Here is a 20,059-nt window from a genome sequence, read left to right as displayed (position 1 = left end):
TCGGCGGCTGACTGGACGCAATCGCGAGCAGGCTCACTCCTACAGGGTTTAGTGGTGGTCTCCGAGATCAGAGCAGCCCACCATTCAGCGTTGTTCGATTGGCACGAACTTGCGCTGTTCGACGCCGACGTACTCGGCGCTCGGGCGGATGATGCGGTTGTTGGCACGTTGTTCGAACACGTGCGCCGCCCAGCCGGTCAGGCGCGAGCAGACGAAGATCGGAGTGAACAACTTGGTCGGGATGCCCATGAAGTGGTACGTCGACGCATGGTAGAAGTCGGCGTTCGGGAACAGTTTCTTCTGCTCCCACATGGTCTTGTCGATGGCTTCGGAAACCGGGAACAACACGGTGTCGCCCACTTCGTCAGCGAGTTTTTTCGACCAGCCCTTGATCACCTCGTTGCGCGGATCGTTGTCCTTATAGATCGCGTGGCCGAAGCCCATGATCTTGTCCTTGCGCTCGAGCATGCCGAGGGTGCCTTTGATCGCCTCTTCCGGCGAGCTGAAGCGCTCGATCATTTCCATCGCCGCTTCGTTGGCACCGCCGTGCAGCGGACCGCGCAGCGAACCGATGGCGGCGGTGATGCAGGAGAACATGTCCGACAAGGTCGAAGCACACACCCGTGCGGTGAAGGTCGAAGCGTTGAATTCGTGCTCCGCGTAGAGGATCAGCGAAACGTTCATCACTTTGACGTGCAACTCGCTCGGCTTCTTGTCGTGCAGCAAGTGCAGGAAGTGGCCGCCGATGGACTGTTCGTCGCTCACGCAACTGATGCGCTTGCCGTCATGGCTGAAGCGATACCAGTAGCACATGATCGCCGGGAACGCGGCCAGAAGGCGGTCGGTCACGTCGTGTTGTTCCGAGAAGTCTTTCTCCGGTTCGATGTTGCCCAGGAACGAGCAACCGGTGCGCATCACGTCCATCGGGTGGGCGTCGGCGGGGATGCGTTCCAGTACTTCCTTGAGCGCTTGCGGCAGGTCACGCAGCTTGCTCAGCTTGCTGATGTAGCCGTCGAGTTGCGCTTTGGTCGGCAATTCGCCGTAAAGCAGCAGGTAGGCCACTTCTTCGAATTGAGCGTCAGCCGCCAGTTCGCGAACGTCGTAGCCACGATAGGTCAGGCCTGCGCCCGACTGGCCCACGGTGGACAGTGCGGTTTGCCCGGCAACCTGGCCACGGAGCCCGGCGCCACTGAGTACTTTTGCTTCGGCCATTGCTGTCTCCAGTTTTTGAATTTGTTAAGGAGTTATTCGACTTACTTCTTCGCCGCAAACAACGCATCGAGCTTCTGCTCGAAGGTGTGGTAGTCGATGCGATCGTAAAGCTCCATGCGGGTCTGCATGGTGTCGATGACGTTCTGTTGCGTGCCGTCGCGGCGGATCGCGGTGTAGACGTTTTCTGCGGCTTTGTTCATCGCGCGGAACGCGGACAATGGGTACAGCACCAGCGACACATCAGCGGCGGCGAGCTGCTCGGTGGTGTACAGCGGGGTCGCGCCAAATTCGGTGATGTTGGCCAGGATCGGCGCTTTCACGCGGTTGGCGAACAGCTTGTACATGTCCAGTTCGGTGATGGCTTCCGGGAAGATCATGTCGGCGCCGGCCTCGATGCACGCCGCGGCGCGATCCAAAGCGGATTCCAGACCTTCCACCGCGAGGGCGTCGGTACGGGCCATGATCACGAAGCTGTCATCGGTGCGCGCATCAACAGCAGCCTTGATGCGATCGACCATTTCCTGCAGGGACACGATCTCTTTATTAGGGCGGTGACCGCAGCGCTTGGCGCCGACCTGGTCTTCGATGTGAATCGCCGCCGCGCCGAACTTGATCATCGATTTGACGGTACGTGCGACGTTGAACGCCGAGGAACCGAAACCGGTGTCCACGTCCACCAGCAACGGCAGGTCGCAGACGTCAGTGATGCGGCGCACGTCGGTCAGCACGTCATCCAGGCCGGTGATGCCCAGGTCCGGTACACCGAGGGAGCCAGCAGCCACCCCGCCACCCGACAGATAAATCGCCTTGAAACCGGCGCGCTTGGCCAGCAGCGCGTGATTGGCGTTGATCGCGCCGACCACTTGCAGCGGATGTTCGCTGGCGACCGCATCGCGGAAACGCTGGCCTGGAGTGCTCTTGTTGGAACTCATGACTCACCTCGTTCAGTGGCTGTCTGGTGTGTGCCGTCCTGGTAGTGACGGGCGATATTGCGTTTGGAGGCACCGATGTGGCGGCGCATCAACAACTCGGCTAGCTCACCGTCACGGTCGGCGATGGCGTCGAGAATTCGGTGGTGCTCGGCAAAGGCCTGACGCGGGCGATTGGGCGTGGTGGAAAACTGGATGCGGTACATGCGCACCAGTTGATAGAGCTCGCCGCAGAGCATCTGCGTCAGGGTGCGGTTGCCGCTGCCCTGGATGATTCGGTAATGGAAGTCGAAATCGCCTTCCTGCTGGTAGTAGCCGACACCGGCCTGAAACGCCGCATCGCGCTCATGGGTTTCGAGGACCCGGCGCAGTTCGTCGATTTCTTCGAGCGTCATGCGCTCGGCCGCCAGACGGCAGGCCATGCCTTCGAGGGATTCGCGGATTTCGTAGAGTTCCAGCAGCTCGGCATGGCTCAACGAAACCACCCGCGCCCCGACGTGCGGTACGCGAACCAGCAGGCGCTGGCCTTCCAGACGGTGGATCGCCTCACGCAGCGGCCCGCGGCTGATGCCATAGGTGCGCGCCAGTTCCGGCTCGGAGATCTTGCTGCCCGGGGCGATCTCGCCCTTGACGATGGCCGCCTGAATGCGCCGGAAGACGTTCTCGGACAGAGTCTCTGAATCGTCTTGGGCAATGACCGGGGGATCGAGTTGATCCAGCATATTGTCGACACCTTGAAAGCTGATGCCGCAAAAACTAGCGAATACAGACCTTTTAGTCAAAGGATAAATAGGTATTGTCGACAATCGTCTAATAACCGACTGCACCAGAACGACGCATCCCCTCTGTTTATAGCCGCCTCCCGGCGCTGGCGCCATAAAACCACCGTGCTAGAATGCCGGCCGCATTTGTTTGTGACATCTGCACTGCTTGTCATAAACAGTTGATAGGCATACGAGGGAGCTTGCGCAGCGATGCCAGGGCCTTGAATCGAAGTACGGACCGCTGCGCACCAGGATTTATGAGACTCAAGCCCTTCCCCACCTTCCTTTATCTTCTTTGCCTGCCCGGTTTCGCGGCGGCGGGGGAAAAGACTGTTTACGGCCTCAACGAGTACGCCTCCCTGGACGGCATCGACCTGGAAGTCGCCGCCAAACTCGACACCGGGGCGAAAACCGCGTCCTTGAGTGCCCGTGACATCAAACGTTTCAAGCGCAATGGCGAATCCTGGGTGCGCTTTTATCTGGCGATCGACGCTGCGCACTCGCACCCGATCGAACGACCACTGGCCCGCGTCAGCAAGATCAAGCGTCGGGCCGGCGATTACGACCCGGAAGAAGGCAAGAAGTACACCGCCCGTCCGGTGATCGAGCTGAATATCTGCATGGGTTCGGCTTTACGCAGCATCGAAGTGAACTTGACCGACCGCAGCGCCTTCCAATACCCGCTCCTGATCGGCTCCGAAGCGCTGAAACGCTTCGATGCGCTGGTCGACCCCAGTCTTAAATACGCTGCTGGCAAACCCGCCTGCGCCACCGACGCTCATACCGCAGAGTAATTCCAATGCGCTCTCTTACCCTTCACCTGAAATTCCTGATCGCCATCCTGGTGGTGCTGGGTATTTCAGTCACGGCCTATCAGATCTTCGTGCTCGGCATCCCCGTGACCGAAGACGCTACCGACGACTTGTGGAACATCGACGCCAAAGTCGAGTTCGTCGCCAGTACCAAGGACCCGGTCAAGATCCAGATGTTCGTGCCGCCGCTGAGCCGCGATTACGTCAGCCTCAACGAGAGCTTCATTTCCAATAACTACGGCGTGGCCGTGAACCGTGCCGACGGCAACCGCAAAGTCACCTGGTCGGCACGTCGGGCCAAGGGCAATCAAACGCTGTATTACCGCCTGGTGCTGACCAAGCGCTACACCGGTGAAAAATCCAAGGTCAAAGGCCCGACCTTCCGCGACAGCATCGCCGTCGAAGGCGCGGAAAAAGTCGCCGCCGAAGCCTTGCTCGCACCGATCCGCCAGCACTCGGCCGACGTTGAAACCTTCATCGGCGAAGCCATCAAGCGTGTCAACAATCTCAACGACGACAATGTGAAGCTGTTGCTGGGCGGCGATCCGTCCCCCGGGCACAAGGCGAAAATCGTCGAATTGGTGCTGTCCATCGCCCACGTACCGGTAGAAAAGGTCCACACCATTCGTCTGGTGGCTGACCAACCGCAAACGCCGGAACTGTGGCTGCGCAGTTTCAACGGCACCGACTGGCTGTACTTCAACCCGGAAACCGGTGAACAAGGCCTGCCGACCGACCGCCTGCTGTGGTGGACCGGCGACGAAAACCTGATCACCGTCGATGGCGGCAAGAAAGCCAACGTGACCTTCAGCCTGAACAACAGCGAAATGAACGCGATTCGCCTGGCCAAGCTGACCGACGAAAACACCGACGCCAACTTCCTCGAATACTCGCTGTACGGCCTGCCGCTGCAAACCCAGCAGACCTTCATGATCATGGTGATGATCCCGATCGGCGTGCTGGTGATTTTGATCCTGCGCAACCTGATCGGCATTCAAACCCTCGGCACCTTTACTCCGGTGCTGATCGCCCTCGCCTTCAGGGAAACCCAGCTCGGCTTCGGCATCGTGCTGTTTACGATCATCACGGCGTTGGGCCTGTCGCTGCGCTCCTACCTTGAACACTTGAAGCTGCAAATGCTGCCGAGGCTGTCGGTGGTACTGACTTTCGTGGTGGTGCTGATCGCGGCGATCAGTCTGTTCAGCCATAAACTCGGCCTGGAACGCGGGTTGTCGGTGGCGCTGTTCCCGATGGTGATTCTGACGATGACCATCGAACGCCTGTCGATTACCTGGGAAGAACGCGGTTCCGGCCATGCCATGAAAGTGGCGATCGGTACGCTGTTCGCTGCGTCTCTGGCGCACCTGATCATGACCGTGCCAGAGCTGATTTACTTCGTGTTCACCTTCCCGGCGATCCTGCTGATTCTGGTGGGCTTCATGCTGGCCATGGGTCGTTATCGCGGCTACCGCCTGACCGAACTGGTGCGTTTCAAGGCTTTCCTGAAGAAGGCTGACGCCTGATGTTCGGCCTCTGGAAGACCTGGAAGGCCCTGGAAGCCCGGGGCATCATGGGGATCAATCGGCGTAACGCGGACTACGTGCTCAAGTACAACAAGCGCAGTCTGTACCCGATTGTCGATGACAAGATCATCACCAAGGAACGCGCCATCGCCGCCGGCATTCATGTGCCAGAACTGTATGGCGTGATCTCCACCGAGAAGGAAATCGACGACCTCGACGAGATCATCGGCGGGCGCAACGATTTCGTGATCAAACCGGCCCAGGGCGCCGGTGGTGACGGCATCATTGTGGTGGCCGACCGGTTCGAGGGGCGCTATCGCACAGTGTCCGGCAAGATCCTCGACCATGAGGAACTCGAGCACCATATCTCGAGCATCCTCACCGGCCTGTATTCCCTGGGCGGGCACCGCGACCGCGCGCTGATCGAATACCGGGTGATCCCGGACCAGATTTTCAAAAGCATCAGCTATGAAGGCGTGCCGGACATCCGCATCATCGTGCTGATGGGTTACCCGGTGATGGCCATGCTGCGCTTGCCGACGCGCCAGTCCGGCGGCAAGGCCAACCTGCACCAGGGCGCCATCGGCGTCGGTGTCGATCTCGCGACCGGGCAGACGCTGCGCGGCACCTGGCTGAACAACATCATCACCAAACACCCGGACACCACCAACGCAGTGGATGGCGTGCAACTGCCCTACTGGGACGGTTTCATGAAACTTGCCGCGGGCTGCTATGAGCTGTGCGGGCTGGGTTATATCGGTGTCGACATGGTGCTGGACCAGGAGAAAGGGCCGCTGATTCTTGAACTCAACGCCCGGCCGGGGTTGAACATTCAGATTGCCAATGATTGCGGGCTGACGTTGCGCACCCATGCGGTCGAGGCGCGGCTGGAAGAGTTGAAGGCTCGTGGGGTTACCGAAACGGTGCGCGAGCGAGTGGAATTTGTGCAGGAGATGTTTGGGCATATTCCGGCCGTCGAGGGCTGATCCCTGCAATGCTTTTGTGGCGAGGGAGCTTGCTCCCGCTGGGTTGCGAAGCAGCCCCAATTCATTCACCTCGGGTGTATCAGGCCGATCGCTTTACGACTGCTTCGCAGCCGAGCGGGAGCAAGCTCCCTCGCCACAGGTCTCTCGCCAGCCGCTCCCAATCTGCCAATCCCCGACATCCCCTCTAGGAGCAATTCCCCGAGGAGACTACAATCGCCACCCCCGCCTCGATGGCTGATCTGCCCCGCTCATGTTGACCTGTTCCGTACACCCGCTCCCCTATCGCGCCAACCCCGCCGAGTACTTCGCGGCGATTCGTCACGCCCCCGGTGCCGTGCTGCTCGACAGTGGCCGGCCGAGTGCCGAGCGTGGACGTTATGACCTGCTCAGTGCCTGGCCGCTGGAGCAAATAGCAGTCTTGCCTGACGAAAGTGGCAGCGATTTCCTGCAACGCCTTCGCGACAATCTGACACGACTCGGTGAAGCGGCTGTTCCTTGCGACTTGCCCTTCGCCGGTGGCCTGATCGGTTACCTGAGCTACGACTTCGGTCGGCATCTGGAAAACCTGCCCAGTCAGGCGCAAGACGATCTGCAACTACCCGACGCACGTTTCGGACTGTACGACTGGGCGCTGATCAGCGATCACCAACTGAGTACCAGTCAGTTGGTCTTCCACCCGTCGCTGATCGACAGCGAACGTCAGCGTCTGATTGCACTATTCAGTGAACCTACGGCTGAAGCGGTCGAGCCTTTCACGCTGAAAGCCCCGATGAAGGCCGACCTGAGCGCTGAAGAGTATCGCCACGCGTTAGAACGCATTCAGCATTACATCCAGGCCGGCGACTGTTACCAGGTCAACTTCGCCCAGCGTTTCCGCGCGCAATGCCAGGGCGATCCATGGGCCGCGTATTGCGCGCTGCGGGCAGCGTGCCCGACGCCGTTTTCCGGTTTTCAGAGCCTGCCCGACGGCGGCGCGGTGTTGAGCCTGTCGCCCGAACGTTTCGTCAAAGTCAGCGAACGCCATGTAGAAACCCGCCCGATCAAAGGCACCCGCCCTCGCGGACTGACCGCTGCCGAAGATGCGGCAAACGCCGCCGAACTGCTGGCCAGCCCCAAGGACCGCGCGGAAAACCTGATGATCGTCGACTTGCTGCGCAATGACCTCGGCCGCACGTGCCGTATTGGGTCGGTGCGGGTGCCAGAGTTGTTCAGCCTGGAAAGTTACCCGAATGTGCATCACCTGGTCAGCAGCGTGACCGGAGAACTCGCGGATGACCGGGACGCGCTGGACCTGATCGCCGGCAGCTTCCCTGGCGGCTCGATTACCGGTGCACCGAAAATTCGCGCGATGCAGATTATCGACGAACTGGAGCCGACGCGTCGTGGGTTGTACTGCGGGTCTTTGCTCTATCTGGACGTGCGCGGCGAGATGGACAGTTCGATCGCCATTCGCAGTTTGCTGGTCAAGGATGGGCAGGTGTGTTGCTGGGGCGGTGGCGGGATCGTCGCGGATTCCGAGTGGCAGGCCGAGTATCAGGAATCGATTACCAAGGTGAAGGTCCTGCTCGACACCCTGCAAAACCTCTAGCTTTTGTGGCGAGGGAGCTTGCTCCCGCTCGGCTGCGCAGCAGTCGCAAAGGTTTTTGGGGGCGCTTCGCACCCCAGCGGGAGCAAGCTCCCTCGCCACAGAATTGGGTTTACAGGCTCAACGCCCTGTTGGAAGCCTTGATGAACTCCTGCTTCAAATCCTCAAACGTATGCACCGCCGGGAACTGCGGAAACTCGCGAATCACATTGTCCGGCGCATGGAACAGAATCCCCGCATCCGCCTCGCCCAGCATCGTGGTGTCGTTGTAGGAATCCCCCGCCGCGATCACCCGGTAGTAAAGGCTCTTGAAGGCCAAAACCGACTGGCGTTTGGGATCTTTCTGACGCAATTGATAGCTCGTCACCCGCCCGGAGTCGTCAGTAATCAGACGATGGCAAAGCAAGGTTGGGAAGCCCAATTGACGCATCAACGGCTGGGAGAACTCGTAGAACGTGTCCGACAGAATCACCACCTGAAAGCGTTCACGCAGCCAGTTGACGAACTCGATGGCGCCATCTAGCGGCTTCAGCGTGGCGATCACTTCCTGGATGTCCGTGAGTTTCAAGCCGTGCTCGTCGAGAATCCGCAGGCGCTGCTTCATCAGCACGTCGTAGTCGGGGATGTCCCGGGTGGTAGCCCTCAGGGACTCGATCCCGGTTTTTTCGGCGAAGGCGATCCAGATTTCCGGGACCAGTACACCTTCAAGATCCAGACAGGCAATTTCCACAAGACACTCCCATTTGTATTGATTATTGAGTCGAGCGAGCCAAAAGACTGCCGAACTCTAGCGACTCAGGCTGACCGGTGCAACGCATAGGGCGCGCCAGCCGCCGTAGGTTTTTGTTACCATCAGGACCATATAGAGCGCCCAGCGCCACCGACCTGTAGGAAGCCGCCCTGATGAGCCCAACGTTCGACGTCGTGGAACTCGCCACGACCTATGCCAACAAATCCGCCCAGGACATCCTGAAACTCGCGTTCGCCGAGTTTGGCGATGACCTGTGGATATCTTTCAGCGGCGCCGAAGACGTGGTGCTGGTGGACATGGCCTGGAAGCTGAACAAGAACGTCAAAGTGTTCAGCCTCGACACCGGCCGCTTGCACCCCGAGACCTACCGCTTCATCGATCAGGTGCGCGAGCACTACAAGATCGACATCGAACTGGTGTCGCCGAACTACACCAAGCTCGAGCCTTTCGTGAAGGAAAAGGGCCTGTTCAGTTTCTACAAGGACGGCCATGGCGAATGCTGCGGTATCCGCAAGATCGAGCCGCTACGTCGCAAACTCTCCGGTGTGACAGCCTGGGCCACCGGTCAGCGTCGGGATCAGAGCCCTGGCACTCGCAGCGCCGTCGCGGTGCTGGAAATCGACACCGCGTTCTCCACCCCGGAACGCACCCTGTACAAATTCAACCCGCTGGCACAAATGACCAGCGAAGAGATCTGGGGTTACATCCGCATGCTGGAGCTGCCGTACAACAGCCTGCATGAGCGCGGGTTCATCAGCATCGGCTGCGAACCCTGCACCCGCCCGGTGTTGCCGAACCAGCACGAGCGCGAAGGTCGTTGGTGGTGGGAAGAAGCGACGCAGAAAGAATGCGGCCTGCATGCAGGCAACATCATCAGCAAATCCAAAGCTTAAAAACCGCCTCGAAAAATGTGTACACACGAATGTCACCATAGGTGCCATTTGTGTGTGCACTTTTCATTTCAGCGCCCCAAAAAGTTACACCCCCTCGCCCTGACTTCCTCAGTCGACGTTTCCTGAAAATCCCGCTGAAAAATAAATACCTGTTCAAACAGTCAATTTATATCGGCTTTTTTTCAGTCACTTACCGCGAACAGATAACAAAACGAAATTAGCGGCAGAATTCATAGATCGCTGACTGGCATGGATCTGGCTTAAGTGCATACATGTTTTGTATACAATCACATCAAAACATACACACACTTTAGATCCGCAAGCCTGAAGCGCCCTATCCCGTACAGGCTGCAGATGCCCCGTAACCAATGATGCTGACTGCCCGCGACGAAGATTTGTCGAGCCAACGCTCATGCACAGTCATCGCGACGCCAAGCTCGGAGCCTGCCGGAATGCGTACTAGCCTCTCCAATAACAACATCGCGCTGGATCTGCCCTCCTTCCCACCCACTTCAACCCCTCACGACCAAACGTTTCAAGAACCCGTCGTACTCAGCCCTCGCCTGCACAACAAGGACCTGGCGCCGACGAAGGCCGAAGGTCGACGCTGGGGCCGCTACAGCATCTTCGCCCTGTGGACCAACGACGTTCACAACATCGCCAATTACTCATTCGCCATCGGGCTGTATGCCCTCGGACTGGGCGGCTGGCAAATCCTGCTGTCCCTGGGGATCGGTGCGGCGCTGGTGTACTGCTTCATGAACCTCTCCGGTTACATGGGACAAAAGACCGGCGTGCCGTTTCCTGTCATCAGCCGGATCAGTTTCGGCATTCACGGGGCGCAGATTCCTGCATTGATCCGTGCGGTTATCGCCATCGCCTGGTTCGGGATTCAGACGTACCTGGCCTCGGTGGTCTTTCGCGTACTGCTGACAGCGGCTCATCCCGGCTTCGCTGACTACGACCACAACTCGATCCTTGGTCTATCGAGCCTGGGCTGGGTGTGCTTCGTGGCGATCTGGTTCGTGCAACTGGCGATCCTCGCCTATGGCATGGAGATGGTGCGGCGCTACGAGGCGTTCGCCGGGCCAGTGATTCTGCTGACCGTCGCCGCCCTCGCCGCGTGGATGTACTTTCAGGCCAACGCGACCATCGCCTGGTCGATCCGCGAGCCGCTAACCGGCGGCGAGATGTGGCGCAACATCTTTGCCGGCGGTGCGTTGTGGCTGTCGATCTACGGCACGCTGATCCTCAACTTCTGCGACTTCGCCCGTTCTTCGCCGTGCCGCAAGACCATCAAGGTCGGCAATTTCTGGGGCCTGCCGGTGAATATTCTGGTGTTCGCCAGCATCACCGTCCTGCTCTGCGGCGCGCAATTTCAGATCAATGGACGGATCATCGAAAGCCCGACCGAGATCATTGCCTCGATTCCCAATACCTTCTTCCTGGTGCTTGGCTGCCTGGCCTTCCTGATCGTCACCGTGGCGGTGAACATCATGGCCAACTTCGTCGCCCCGGCCTTCGTGCTGAGCAACCTGGCGCCCAAATACTTGACGTTCCGCCGCGCCGGGTTGATCAGCGCGACCATCGCGGTGCTGATCCTGCCGTGGAACCTTTACAACAGCCCGCTGGTGATCGTGTATTTCCTGTCCGGCCTCGGCGCCCTGCTCGGCCCGTTGTATGGGGTGATCATGGTCGACTACTGGCTCGTACGAAAAGGTCAGGTCAACGTGCCGCAGTTGTACAGCGAAGACCCCAACGGCGCTTATTACTACAGCCGCGGAGTCAATTTACGTGCCGTCGCGGCATTCATTCCTGCCGCGCTGATCGCCATCGTCCTGGCGCTGGTACCGGGCTTCGACAGCGTATCGCCCTTCTCCTGGCTGATTGGTGCCGGGATTGCCGGGATGCTCTACCTGATCATCGCCAAACGGCAACCCCATTACGCAGACGTCAGCGGTGAAGCCATCGCCGTCGATAACGTCAGCCATTAATCCCTTGGCGGCCCGGCACCGTCGGCCCGCAGAACCACCCGCTATAAGGACTTCCCATGCGAATTCTCGTGGTCAACGTCAACACCACCGAATCCATCACCCAGGCCATCGCGCGTTCGGCTCAGTCCGTGGCTGCGCCTGGCACGGAAATCATCGGCCTGACGCCTTACTTCGGTGCTGACTCCATCGAAGGCAATTTCGAAAGTTACCTGGCCGCTATCGCGGTGATGGATCGAGTGATGGCTTACGACCAACCCTTCGATGCCGTGATCCAGGCGGGTTACGGCGAACACGGCCGCGAAGGCTTGCAGGAATTGCTCAACGTGCCGGTGGTGGACATCACCGATGCGGCGGCCAGCACCGCCATGTTCCTCGGCCATGCCTACTCGGTGGTCACTACGCTGGACCGTACCGTGCCACTGATCGAGGATCGCCTCAAACTGTCCGGACTCTGGGACCGCTGCGCGTCGGTGCGGGCCAGTGGTTTGGCGGTGCTGGAACTGGAATCCGATCCTGAGCGTGCGCTGGAGGCAATTATTCGCCAGGCGGAATTGGCCGTGCTTGAGGACAAGGCCGAGGTGATTTGCCTGGGCTGCGGCGGCATGGCCGGGCTGGATGAACAGATTCGCCGGCGCACAGGCGTGCCAGTGGTGGATGGTGTGACGGCGGCGGTGACGATTGCCGAGTCATTGGTGCGATTGGGGTTGTCGACGTCCAAGGTGCGAACTTATGCGACGCCGCGGCCGAAGAAAATTATTGGCTGGCCGGGGCGGTTCGGGCGGTAGACCGCGTCGCCCCCATCGCGGGCAAGCCACGCTCCCACAGGTTTTGTGTCGTGCCATGTTGATGTAAACGACGCAAAACTTTGTGGGAGCGTGGCTTGCCCGCGATGGGGGCGACGCGGTCCCAAGCCAACTCAAAGAGCACTAAACCGCTGCCCCAACCCCTGCTCCGCAAACTGCTCAATGATGAAATCCACAAACGCCCGGGTCTTGCCGGGCAGCAGTTTGTGTTCAGCGTAATAAATGGAAATGTTGCCATCGTCGACATACCAGTCCGGCAGCACCCGTTGCAAGGTCCCGGCCTCCAGATAGCCCACGGCGAACGGCATGCTCACCAGCGCAATGCCCAACCCTTGGGCGGCCGTGGCGCAGGCCGCCTCCGAATCACTCATGGTCATCCGCGCCTTGAGCGTCAGTGGGCTGTGTTGCTGGGTGCGACTGGTCAATTGCCAGGAACGCACACGACCCGTCTGGGGCGATCGAATCAGGATGCCATCGTGATGTTTGAGATCATCCGGCTCGACAATCGCCTCACGCCCCGCCAGATACTCAGCTGACGCGACCAACACCCGATGGGCCGGTGTCAGCTTGCGCGCCACCACCCCTTGCGGCAGCTCGAATCCCCCACCAATCGCCGCATCGAAACCCTGAGCAATCAAATCAACCTGTCGATTATCGAAATGCCAGTCCGGGTTGATCGCCGGAAAGCGCCGCAGAAACTCCCCAAGCAACGGCACGACATACAACCGCCCGAACACCGTGCCCATGCTGACCTTCAGCGTTCCTGCCGGTCGTCCTTCGGCACTGGCCAGATTGGCCACGGCATTCTGAATGGTGTGCAGGCTGGAACTGACTTCGCCGAGAAACAGCTGACCGGCCTCCGTCAGCGTCAGGCTGCGGGTGCTGCGCTGAAACAGCCGTACACCCAGCCGCGCCTCAAGTTTGGCGACACTCTTGCCCACCGCCGCCGGGGTCAGACTCAGGCGGCGCGCGGCTTCGGCGAAGCTGCCGACCTCGGCACTGCGCACGAAGCATTCGATACTGCTGAAGGTTTCCATAAGCGCCACTATAAACTTTTGGTTTACACAGACTATCGTAATTGCCGTCTACACAGCCGGTAATCCTGAATCGATACTAGGCTCCATCAACCGAGGCATCTCGCCTCGGGATTTTGGAGATCGATATGACTACTCAAAACCTCAGCGGCAAAGTGGCTTTGATTCAAGGCGGATCCCGCGGTATCGGCGCCGCCATTGTCAAACGCCTGGCCGCTGAAGGCGCGACAGTCGCCTTCACCTACGTCAGCTCCACGGCCAAAGCCGAAGAATTGCAAAACAGCATCACTGGTAACGGCGGCAAAGCCCTCGCCATCAAGGCTGACAGCGCCGACGCCGAGGCCATCCGCAATGCCGTGACCGCCACCGTAAAAGCCTTTGGTCGTTTGGACATTCTGGTCAACAACGCAGGTGTGCTGGCCGTTGCCCCCTTGGAAGACTTCAAACTCGAAGACTTCGACCAGACTCTCGCGATCAACGTGCGCAGCGTATTCATCGCCACCCAGGCCGCCGCCAAACACATGACCGAAGGCGGTCGCATCATCAACATCGGCAGCACCAACGCCGACCGCATGCCCTTCGCCGGTGGTGGCCCGTACGCCATGAGCAAGTCGGCGCTGGTCGGTCTGACCAAAGGCCTGGCGCGCGACCTCGGCCCACGTGGCATCACCATCAACAACGTGCAGCCGGGCCCGGTCGACACTGACATGAACCCGGCCAGTGGTGACTTCGCCGAAAGCCTGATCCCGTTGATGGCGGTAGGTCGTTACGGCAAAGCGGAAGAAATCGCCAGCTTCGTCGCCTATCTCGTGGGGCCGGAAGCCGGCTACATCACCGGTGCCAGCCTGACCATCGACGGTGGTTTCGGCGCGTGATGTTCTGAATCACGCATAAAAAAACGCCGGCAACCCTGATCAGGTTGCCGGCGTTTTCATGTACACGGCTTTAAGCCCATTCGAGCGCTGGCAGGCCGAAGGCGCTCGGTCTGAACGCCGTCAGCGTACGAAGAATGCCATCAGCGTGTGCGTACTTTTCGTCAGCCATCGCCGCATCCGGGATCGCAATCGCGGTCATCCCCGCCGCTTTCGCCGCCGTGACACCGAACGGCGAATCCTCGAACACCAGGCAATCCTCAGGCGCAACACCCAGACGCCGCGCGGCCGTGAGGAAAATGTCCGGCGCCGGTTTGGCCGCGCCGACTTCCGGGTCATCGGCCGTCACGATGAAATCGAACAGCGCGAACCAGTCGCGGTGCAAGGTGGTTTTCTGGCCAAACGACTGACGCGAAGAACTGGTGCCCACCGCGATCGGAATGTTGTTGGCCTTCAGATGCCGAACCAGCTCCTGTGCGCCAGGCATCGCCAGCGCTGTAGGAAAACGCTCGCGCATCAGCGGTTCGCGGATCACCAGGAACTCTTCGGCGGTGATCGGCAGGTCCAGCGCCTCGACCACATAACGCGCCAGATCACCCGCGCCACGGCCGATGATGTTCTGTTTGATGCTCCAGTCGAAGACTCGACCGTAACGCGCAGCAATCATGGACGTAACTTCGGTGTAAATGCCCTCGGTGTCCAGCAACAAGCCGTCCATATCGAATATCACGGCCTTGATCGGGCCGAATTCATTCAGCGGTGCATTCATCGCATCTGATCCGTTTTCTAATGACATCCCAGAGGCGGCTCAGGTACGGCCGGGTCCGCGATCGATTAAAGGATTCAGCAGCATAGCGAGCGCGACGGGCATAGGGCAACGGGCAACGCCTGATCAGCACTAAAACCTGCGCCGAAGTGCTCTCCGTCATTTAGCGATTTCCCCTACACCAAACACTTACTTTCCCGACTTCTTTCCCCGCCGATCCCACGCAAAGTCTCGCGCTCTGAATTGATCCGCGCGAGGGACTGCGAATGTTCATACCTGACAACCTCCTGGCCTTGAACAACACCATCGGGCTGCTGGTGGTCGCCGCCATGGACCCTGACCAGCCGAATGTCGAAGCGCTGCTCGATGACTTTCGGCTCTGCCTCAATGACTACGACACCTGGGCGGAAAGCTTCTGGACCGGCAGGGCACTGGATATCGAGCAAGTGTTCAGGGTCGGCAACGAAGTCCGTCTAAGCGCGCCGAAGAACTCGACTACGCCTGTCAGTGCGACAGTCGCCGCGTGCCCGGCCAGCGGTCCGTTGACCCTGGTGCATCTGTTTGAGGCTGCGCGTTTCGTACCGATCGGCAATACGCCGGTGATGCTTGAACCTTTGCTTTCCGAGGTGGCGGGTGAGCAGACGTTTGGCGAACCGATCCACCACGAGATCGGCCCCAGCGGCATCCTGGAAATCCCCGATTGCCCGCGCGGCCAGCACTATCGCATCACCTTCTTTCCCGATGTATCCGCTGATCACGTCAAAGCACTTTACGCCTCCTATCAAGGCGTCATCGGCGAGCTGGAACGCTGGTTGCGCAACGAGTGGACGACCGAGTTCGAACCAGCGTGGGCCGGGTTCTCCCAGGCCGGTTTCATCAAGCGCTACGGCATGTTGCAGCAGGCAGATTGGCGCGGCTTCGAGAATTCGCTGAACGGTTTGTGGGATGACGTCAAACAGATTTACGCCCTGATCGCGGACCTGCAGGCCAACAGCGAAAAACTCCTTGAATACCTGACCCGATCCGAGCTTGAAACACTGCTGAACGCCTCGGCGGAGTCCATCGCCAAGGTGTTGCTGATGCTGAGCGACGAGCCGTTGATGTTCATTCATCTCGCGGCGTTCACCAGTTGGCTGAGGATGCTGCCGCCGCAGTACGTCGCCGAGGTCGTGGCGGAAATTCGTACGGAGATATTGATCAGTTTCCTGCTCACGTGCCTTACCAGTCCTGCGGGACTGAAATTGCGTCTGAGTGAGAAGGTGCTGTCCAGGATCAAGTCCCCGCAGACCCGGCAATGGCTGGCGGCCGCCAGTTTGCGATTGGCGGAGCTCACCGCCAAGTCCGACCTGACAGCCCACGCTGGCGCGCTCAAACCGCTGATGGTCAATGCCCGGAATGCACCGATCAAACCTGCTCCCGCCGTGTCGTTGCAAATTAACGCGGGTGTTGCGCCGGCCTTGTTGGTGAAGAATCCGGTGGCCATTGCTCGCGACAAGTCTGAAGCCATGACCCGGATTGGCCGGCAGGAACATCGCGACGTTGCCCCGGACCAGGCGAAAAACCCCAACGGCGACAGCGCCGATTGCGGACCGTTGACCTGTACCAACGGCTGTCCGGTATCGATGGTCACGGGCGAAGAACTGCTGACTCTGACCGATGGTGCGCTGGACGGGATTTTGCCGTTTGACTTCACCCGGCTCTATCGCACCAGTGCGGCCGAGATCGACAACGGTTTAGGTTTTGGCTGGAGCCATTCGTTATCCCATCGGCTGGACATCGACGGCGATACGGTCATCTGGATCGACCACGAAAACCGTCGTACGACCTTTCCGCTACCGAATATCGAGCGCCCGGCAATTCACAACAGCCTCTCGCGCGCGGCGATTTTTCTGGGCGATCAGCCTGAAGAACTGATCCTCGCACTGGCTGGCGAAAAAGCGCGGTTTTTCCACTTTCGTGCAGGACGTCTGACGGCCATCAGTGATGCCTACGGCAATCGGCTGACAGTGCAGCGGGACTCTTCTGACAGGATCAAGCGCCTCGATAACGGCGCAGGGCGTTCCCTTCTATTGCGCTATGAGCGCCGGCATCTGGTCGCCGTCGAGTACCAGCGTTTTCATCCGGCCGACACCCTGGAAGACGCGTGGCGTACCGAGCACACACTGGTTGCCTACCGCTATGACGCTCGTCATCGCTTGATCGAAGCCACCAATGCCGCCGGCGAAAGCGAACGCTACGATTACGACGATCAGCACGTGATTCTGCAGCGGCAGTTGGCCGGTGGAGCGAGTTTCTACTGGGAGTGGGAGCGTGCCGGCAAAGCGGCCCGGTGCGTGCGGCATTGGGCGACTTTTTCGCAGATGGACACGCGTTATGTCTGGGACGACAACGGCAGTGTGCTGGTTAAAAACGCCGACGGTAGCGAAAAGATTTATGAGCACGACGACCGCGCACGGCTGGTGCGCAAGGTCGAGCTGAACGGTGGCGAACACCTCAAGGCTTACGACGACAATGGTCGGCTGATTGCCGAGCAAGACCCGTTAGGCGCCGTCACCGAATACCGTTACGACGAAATCGGACGATTGGTTGCGCTAATTCCGCCGGAAGACGAACCGACGACCTACGAGTACCGCCACGGTTTCCTGCACGCACGGTTTCGCGGCAAAGCGGTGTGGAAATACCAGCGCAACGCCCAGGGTGACATCACCGAAGCGACCGATCCTGACGGTCAAGTCACCCACTACCACTACGACGAAAAAGGTCAGCTGCTGTCGATCCGTTACCCGGACACCAGCCGGCAGGTGTTCGTCTGGAACGCCTTGGGACAACTGCTCGAAGAGACCTTGCCGGACGGCGGTCAGCGGCGGTTTTCCTACGACGCGCTGGGGCGGCAGATTACCCGTCAGGACGAACACGGTGCCGTTACCCAGTACCAATGGGATGCCGTCGGCCGACTGATCCAGACGACTTTGCCTACCGGCGCCAGCCGCGCCTTCAGCTACAACGCCTACGGAAAGATCACCGCCGAACGCGATGAGCAGGGCCGCGTCACCCGCTACGAATACGTCGACGATCTGCATCTGGTCAGCCGTCGGATCAATGCCGACGGCACCCAGCTGAAGTACCGCTACGACAACGCCCAGCTGTTGCTCACCGAGATCGAAAACGAATCCGGTGAAAAATATCTCCTGGACTACACGCCCAACGGCTTGATCCGACAGGAAACCGGATTCGACGGCCAACGCACGGCGTACGCCTACGACCTCAACGGCCAGTTGCTGGAAAGAACCGAGTTCGGCGAGGACGGCTCGCGGTTGGTAACGGCGTATCAGCGGGATTCTGCCGGGCGCCTACTGGTCAAAACCCTGCCCGACGGCATCAAGGTGGAATACCGCTACGACAGCCTCGGCCGGTTGGTCAGCGTCGATGACGGCCACGATCACCCGCTGGAATTCGAGTACGACCAGCAGGACCGTCTGATCACTGAACATCAGGGCTGGGGCACCTTGCGTTATGGCTACGACGCCTGCGGCCAACTCAATCGCCTGCGCCTGCCGGACAACAGCAAACTCGATTACCACCACGCCAAGGGCGGTGCGCTGACCGCCATCGACCTTAACGGCGCGCGACTCACCACTCACCAATTCGCCTTCGGTCGCGAGCAGCAACGCCAGCAGGGGCAACTGCTCAGCGAATATGCCTACGACGATCAGGGCCGATTGAAGGCCCATGCCGTCAGTCAACAGCACCAAGCGTTGTATCGCCGCGACTATGCCTACAGCGCCAACGGCAACCTCGACTACATTGCCGACACGCGACACGGCCAACGCAGCTACCAATACGATCCGCTCGACCGCCTGATCCGCGTCCGCCACTCCCGCGACCAACAACCGGAAAGCTTCGCCCACGACCCGGCGGGCAACCTGCTGATGCAGGATCGTCCCGGCCCGTCCACCGTCAAAGGCAATCGCCTGCTCATGCAAGGCGACCGCCATTACGACTACGACGCCTTTGGCAATCTGGTCCGCGAACGCCGCGGCACCGGGCAAAAACTGCTCACCGAGTACCGCTACGACTGCCAACACCGCTTGGTCGGCGTCACAACCCCTGACGGCCGCAGCGCCAACTACGGCTACGACGCCTTCGGCCGCCGCATCGCCAAAACCGTCGACGGCAAAACCACCGAGTTCTTCTGGCAGGGCGACCACCTCGTCGCCGAACACAGCCAGGATCACCACCGCAGCTACGTTTACGAACCCGGCACTTTCCGCCCTCTGGCCATGCTCGACGGCAAAGGCCCGCACCGGGCCTGTCCGTTCTACTACCAACTCGACCACCTCGGCACACCGCAGGAACTCACCGACTACAGCGGCGACATCATCTGGGCCGCCCGATACACAGCCTATGGCCGCCTGACTCGCCTCAACCGCGACACCCATCAAGTGCTTGATCAGCCATTAAGGTTTCAGGGGCAGTATTTCGATGCGGAGACAGGCCTGCATTACAACCGGCATCGCTACTACAATCCGGATGTTGGGCGGTATTTGACGCCGGATCCGAGCAAGTTGGCGGGCGGGTTAAACGGGTATCAGTACACGCGGAACCCGACAGGGTGGGTTGATCCGCTGGGGTTGAGTGAGTGTCCGGGTGGGAATGGGTGTAAGAAGCCGGCTTTTGGGGATGAGGATCCGGCGGGAAAGGTTGGGGTTAATGAGGGGGAGCCCGGCGCTCCATCCACGAAACCAAATAATCGGTACTTGTACCGCGGAGACTCCCGAGAAGACTGGGAGATTTTTGAAGCGGGGTTTGAGCCCCTCGGAGACAGCATGGATCTCTACTTACATGCCTTGGACAACCGGAGCCCTCCCAGTTTTTTTGTCAGCACTTCGACCTCGGAAAAGGAGGCCATAAAGTTCGCAACGGGATACGGTTTTGATGATGGCTTCGTCTATGTAATAAAAAACATCCGTGGAATAGATGTAAATAAAAGGCTCGGCATGATTTCGCCTCACCGCAAGGAGGTTGAAATCGCGTTCCCAGGAGGAATAGACAGCCACGACATCCTCGGCGTAACCCCCGTCAACGCCGATGGCAGCTATAAGGGCTACTCAACCCCTAACCCGCGCAGGAAGTAG

15 protein-coding genes are annotated in these 20,059 nt (G+C 59.7%); 9 read left to right on the top strand and 6 right to left on the bottom strand.

From position 1 onward, the window contains the following. Positions 1 to 84: 84 nt before the first annotated feature. Genes prpC through ABH912_RS30200 form a run of 3 tightly spaced genes read right to left on the bottom strand, consistent with a single transcriptional unit; the run spans position 85 to position 2,860 of the window. The gene (gene prpC, locus ABH912_RS30210) at positions 85 to 1,212 is read right to left on the bottom strand and encodes a bifunctional 2-methylcitrate synthase/citrate synthase (RefSeq protein WP_033055701.1); all 1,128 of its coding nucleotides are present in this window, start codon (positions 1,210 to 1,212) and stop codon (positions 85 to 87) included. Positions 1,213 to 1,253: 41 nt separating this feature from the next. Continuing rightward, the gene (prpB, locus tag ABH912_RS30205) at positions 1,254 to 2,144 is read right to left on the bottom strand and encodes a methylisocitrate lyase (RefSeq protein WP_010456549.1); all 891 of its coding nucleotides are present in this window, start codon (positions 2,142 to 2,144) and stop codon (positions 1,254 to 1,256) included. Further along, positions 2,141 to 2,860 (bottom strand): GntR family transcriptional regulator, encoded by a 720-nt coding sequence (locus ABH912_RS30200; RefSeq protein WP_176471555.1) that lies wholly within the window; start codon positions 2,858 to 2,860, stop codon positions 2,141 to 2,143. Before ABH912_RS30200 ends, prpB begins: the two co-directional genes overlap by 4 nt. A gap of 302 nt (positions 2,861 to 3,162) precedes the next feature. On the opposite strand from ABH912_RS30200, the gene ABH912_RS30195 reads away from it, so the two are divergent. The 4 genes from ABH912_RS30195 to pabB all read left to right on the top strand — a co-directional run bounded on the left by ABH912_RS30195 (position 3,163) and on the right by pabB (position 7,814). Continuing rightward, positions 3,163 to 3,699, top strand: coding sequence for an ATP-dependent zinc protease family protein (locus tag ABH912_RS30195; protein WP_008146333.1), 537 nt, complete (start codon positions 3,163 to 3,165; stop codon positions 3,697 to 3,699). Between the two features lie 5 nt (positions 3,700 to 3,704). Further along, a complete protein-coding gene (locus ABH912_RS30190; protein ID WP_033055704.1) occupies positions 3,705 to 5,240 on the top strand; it encodes an inactive transglutaminase family protein in 1,536 nt (511 codons plus the stop codon). Continuing rightward, positions 5,240 to 6,226: an alpha-L-glutamate ligase-like protein gene (locus tag ABH912_RS30185; protein ID WP_429512514.1), complete on the top strand. Its 987-nt coding sequence runs from the start codon at positions 5,240 to 5,242 to the stop codon at positions 6,224 to 6,226. Before ABH912_RS30190 ends, ABH912_RS30185 begins: the two co-directional genes overlap by 1 nt. Before the next feature lie 250 nt (positions 6,227 to 6,476). Next, entirely contained in the window at positions 6,477 to 7,814 is a 1,338-nt protein-coding gene (gene pabB / locus ABH912_RS30180) for an aminodeoxychorismate synthase component I (RefSeq protein WP_429512513.1), read from the top strand. A gap of 109 nt (positions 7,815 to 7,923) precedes the next feature. Here the strand turns inward: pabB and thrH are convergent, their stop codons facing one another. Further along, positions 7,924 to 8,541 carry a bifunctional phosphoserine phosphatase/homoserine phosphotransferase ThrH gene (thrH, locus tag ABH912_RS30175; protein WP_033055708.1) on the bottom strand — a complete coding sequence of 206 codons (618 nt, stop codon included), beginning with the start codon at positions 8,539 to 8,541 and terminating at the stop codon, positions 7,924 to 7,926. 173 nt (positions 8,542 to 8,714) lie between these two features. Here thrH and ABH912_RS30170 point away from each other — a divergent pair, with 173 nt between their 5' ends. The 3 genes from ABH912_RS30170 (at position 8,715) to ABH912_RS30160 (ending at position 12,234) form a co-directional block, all read left to right on the top strand. Further along, positions 8,715 to 9,455 carry a phosphoadenylyl-sulfate reductase gene (locus ABH912_RS30170; protein WP_429512511.1) on the top strand — a complete coding sequence of 247 codons (741 nt, stop codon included), beginning with the start codon at positions 8,715 to 8,717 and terminating at the stop codon, positions 9,453 to 9,455. Positions 9,456 to 9,907: 452 nt separating this feature from the next. After that, positions 9,908 to 11,449: an NCS1 family nucleobase:cation symporter-1 gene (locus ABH912_RS30165; protein ID WP_429512509.1), complete on the top strand. Its 1,542-nt coding sequence runs from the start codon at positions 9,908 to 9,910 to the stop codon at positions 11,447 to 11,449. A gap of 56 nt (positions 11,450 to 11,505) precedes the next feature. Continuing rightward, positions 11,506 to 12,234 (top strand): aspartate/glutamate racemase family protein, encoded by a 729-nt coding sequence (locus tag ABH912_RS30160; RefSeq protein ID WP_033055712.1) that lies wholly within the window; start codon positions 11,506 to 11,508, stop codon positions 12,232 to 12,234. Positions 12,235 to 12,365: 131 nt separating this feature from the next. Here ABH912_RS30160 and ABH912_RS30155 read toward each other — a convergent pair whose 3' ends face one another. Continuing rightward, on the bottom strand, positions 12,366 to 13,289 hold the full coding sequence (locus ABH912_RS30155) for a LysR family transcriptional regulator (RefSeq protein WP_429512507.1): 924 nt from the start codon (positions 13,287 to 13,289) through the stop codon (positions 12,366 to 12,368). A 125-nt stretch (positions 13,290 to 13,414) separates the two neighbouring features. Between ABH912_RS30155 and ABH912_RS30150 the strand changes: the two genes are divergently transcribed. Beyond that, on the top strand, positions 13,415 to 14,161 hold the full coding sequence (locus tag ABH912_RS30150; RefSeq protein ID WP_008146002.1) for a 3-oxoacyl-ACP reductase family protein: 747 nt from the start codon (positions 13,415 to 13,417) through the stop codon (positions 14,159 to 14,161). A 70-nt stretch (positions 14,162 to 14,231) separates the two neighbouring features. Here the strand turns inward: ABH912_RS30150 and ABH912_RS30145 are convergent, their stop codons facing one another. Beyond that, positions 14,232 to 14,927 carry an HAD-IA family hydrolase gene (locus tag ABH912_RS30145; protein WP_429512505.1) on the bottom strand — a complete coding sequence of 232 codons (696 nt, stop codon included), beginning with the start codon at positions 14,925 to 14,927 and terminating at the stop codon, positions 14,232 to 14,234. Between the two features lie 263 nt (positions 14,928 to 15,190). Here ABH912_RS30145 and ABH912_RS30140 point away from each other — a divergent pair, with 263 nt between their 5' ends. Further along, entirely contained in the window at positions 15,191 to 20,059 is a 4,869-nt protein-coding gene (locus ABH912_RS30140; RefSeq protein ID WP_429512503.1) for an RHS repeat-associated core domain-containing protein, read from the top strand.

It is taken from the genome of Pseudomonas sp. BT76 TE3572, assembly GCF_050435365.1.
GTDB classification, from domain to species: Bacteria; Pseudomonadota; Gammaproteobacteria; order Pseudomonadales; family Pseudomonadaceae; genus Aquipseudomonas; species Aquipseudomonas fluorescens_W.
Note: the sequence above shows the minus strand (reverse complement) of the source record. Positions and strands in the feature narration are given on the sequence as shown.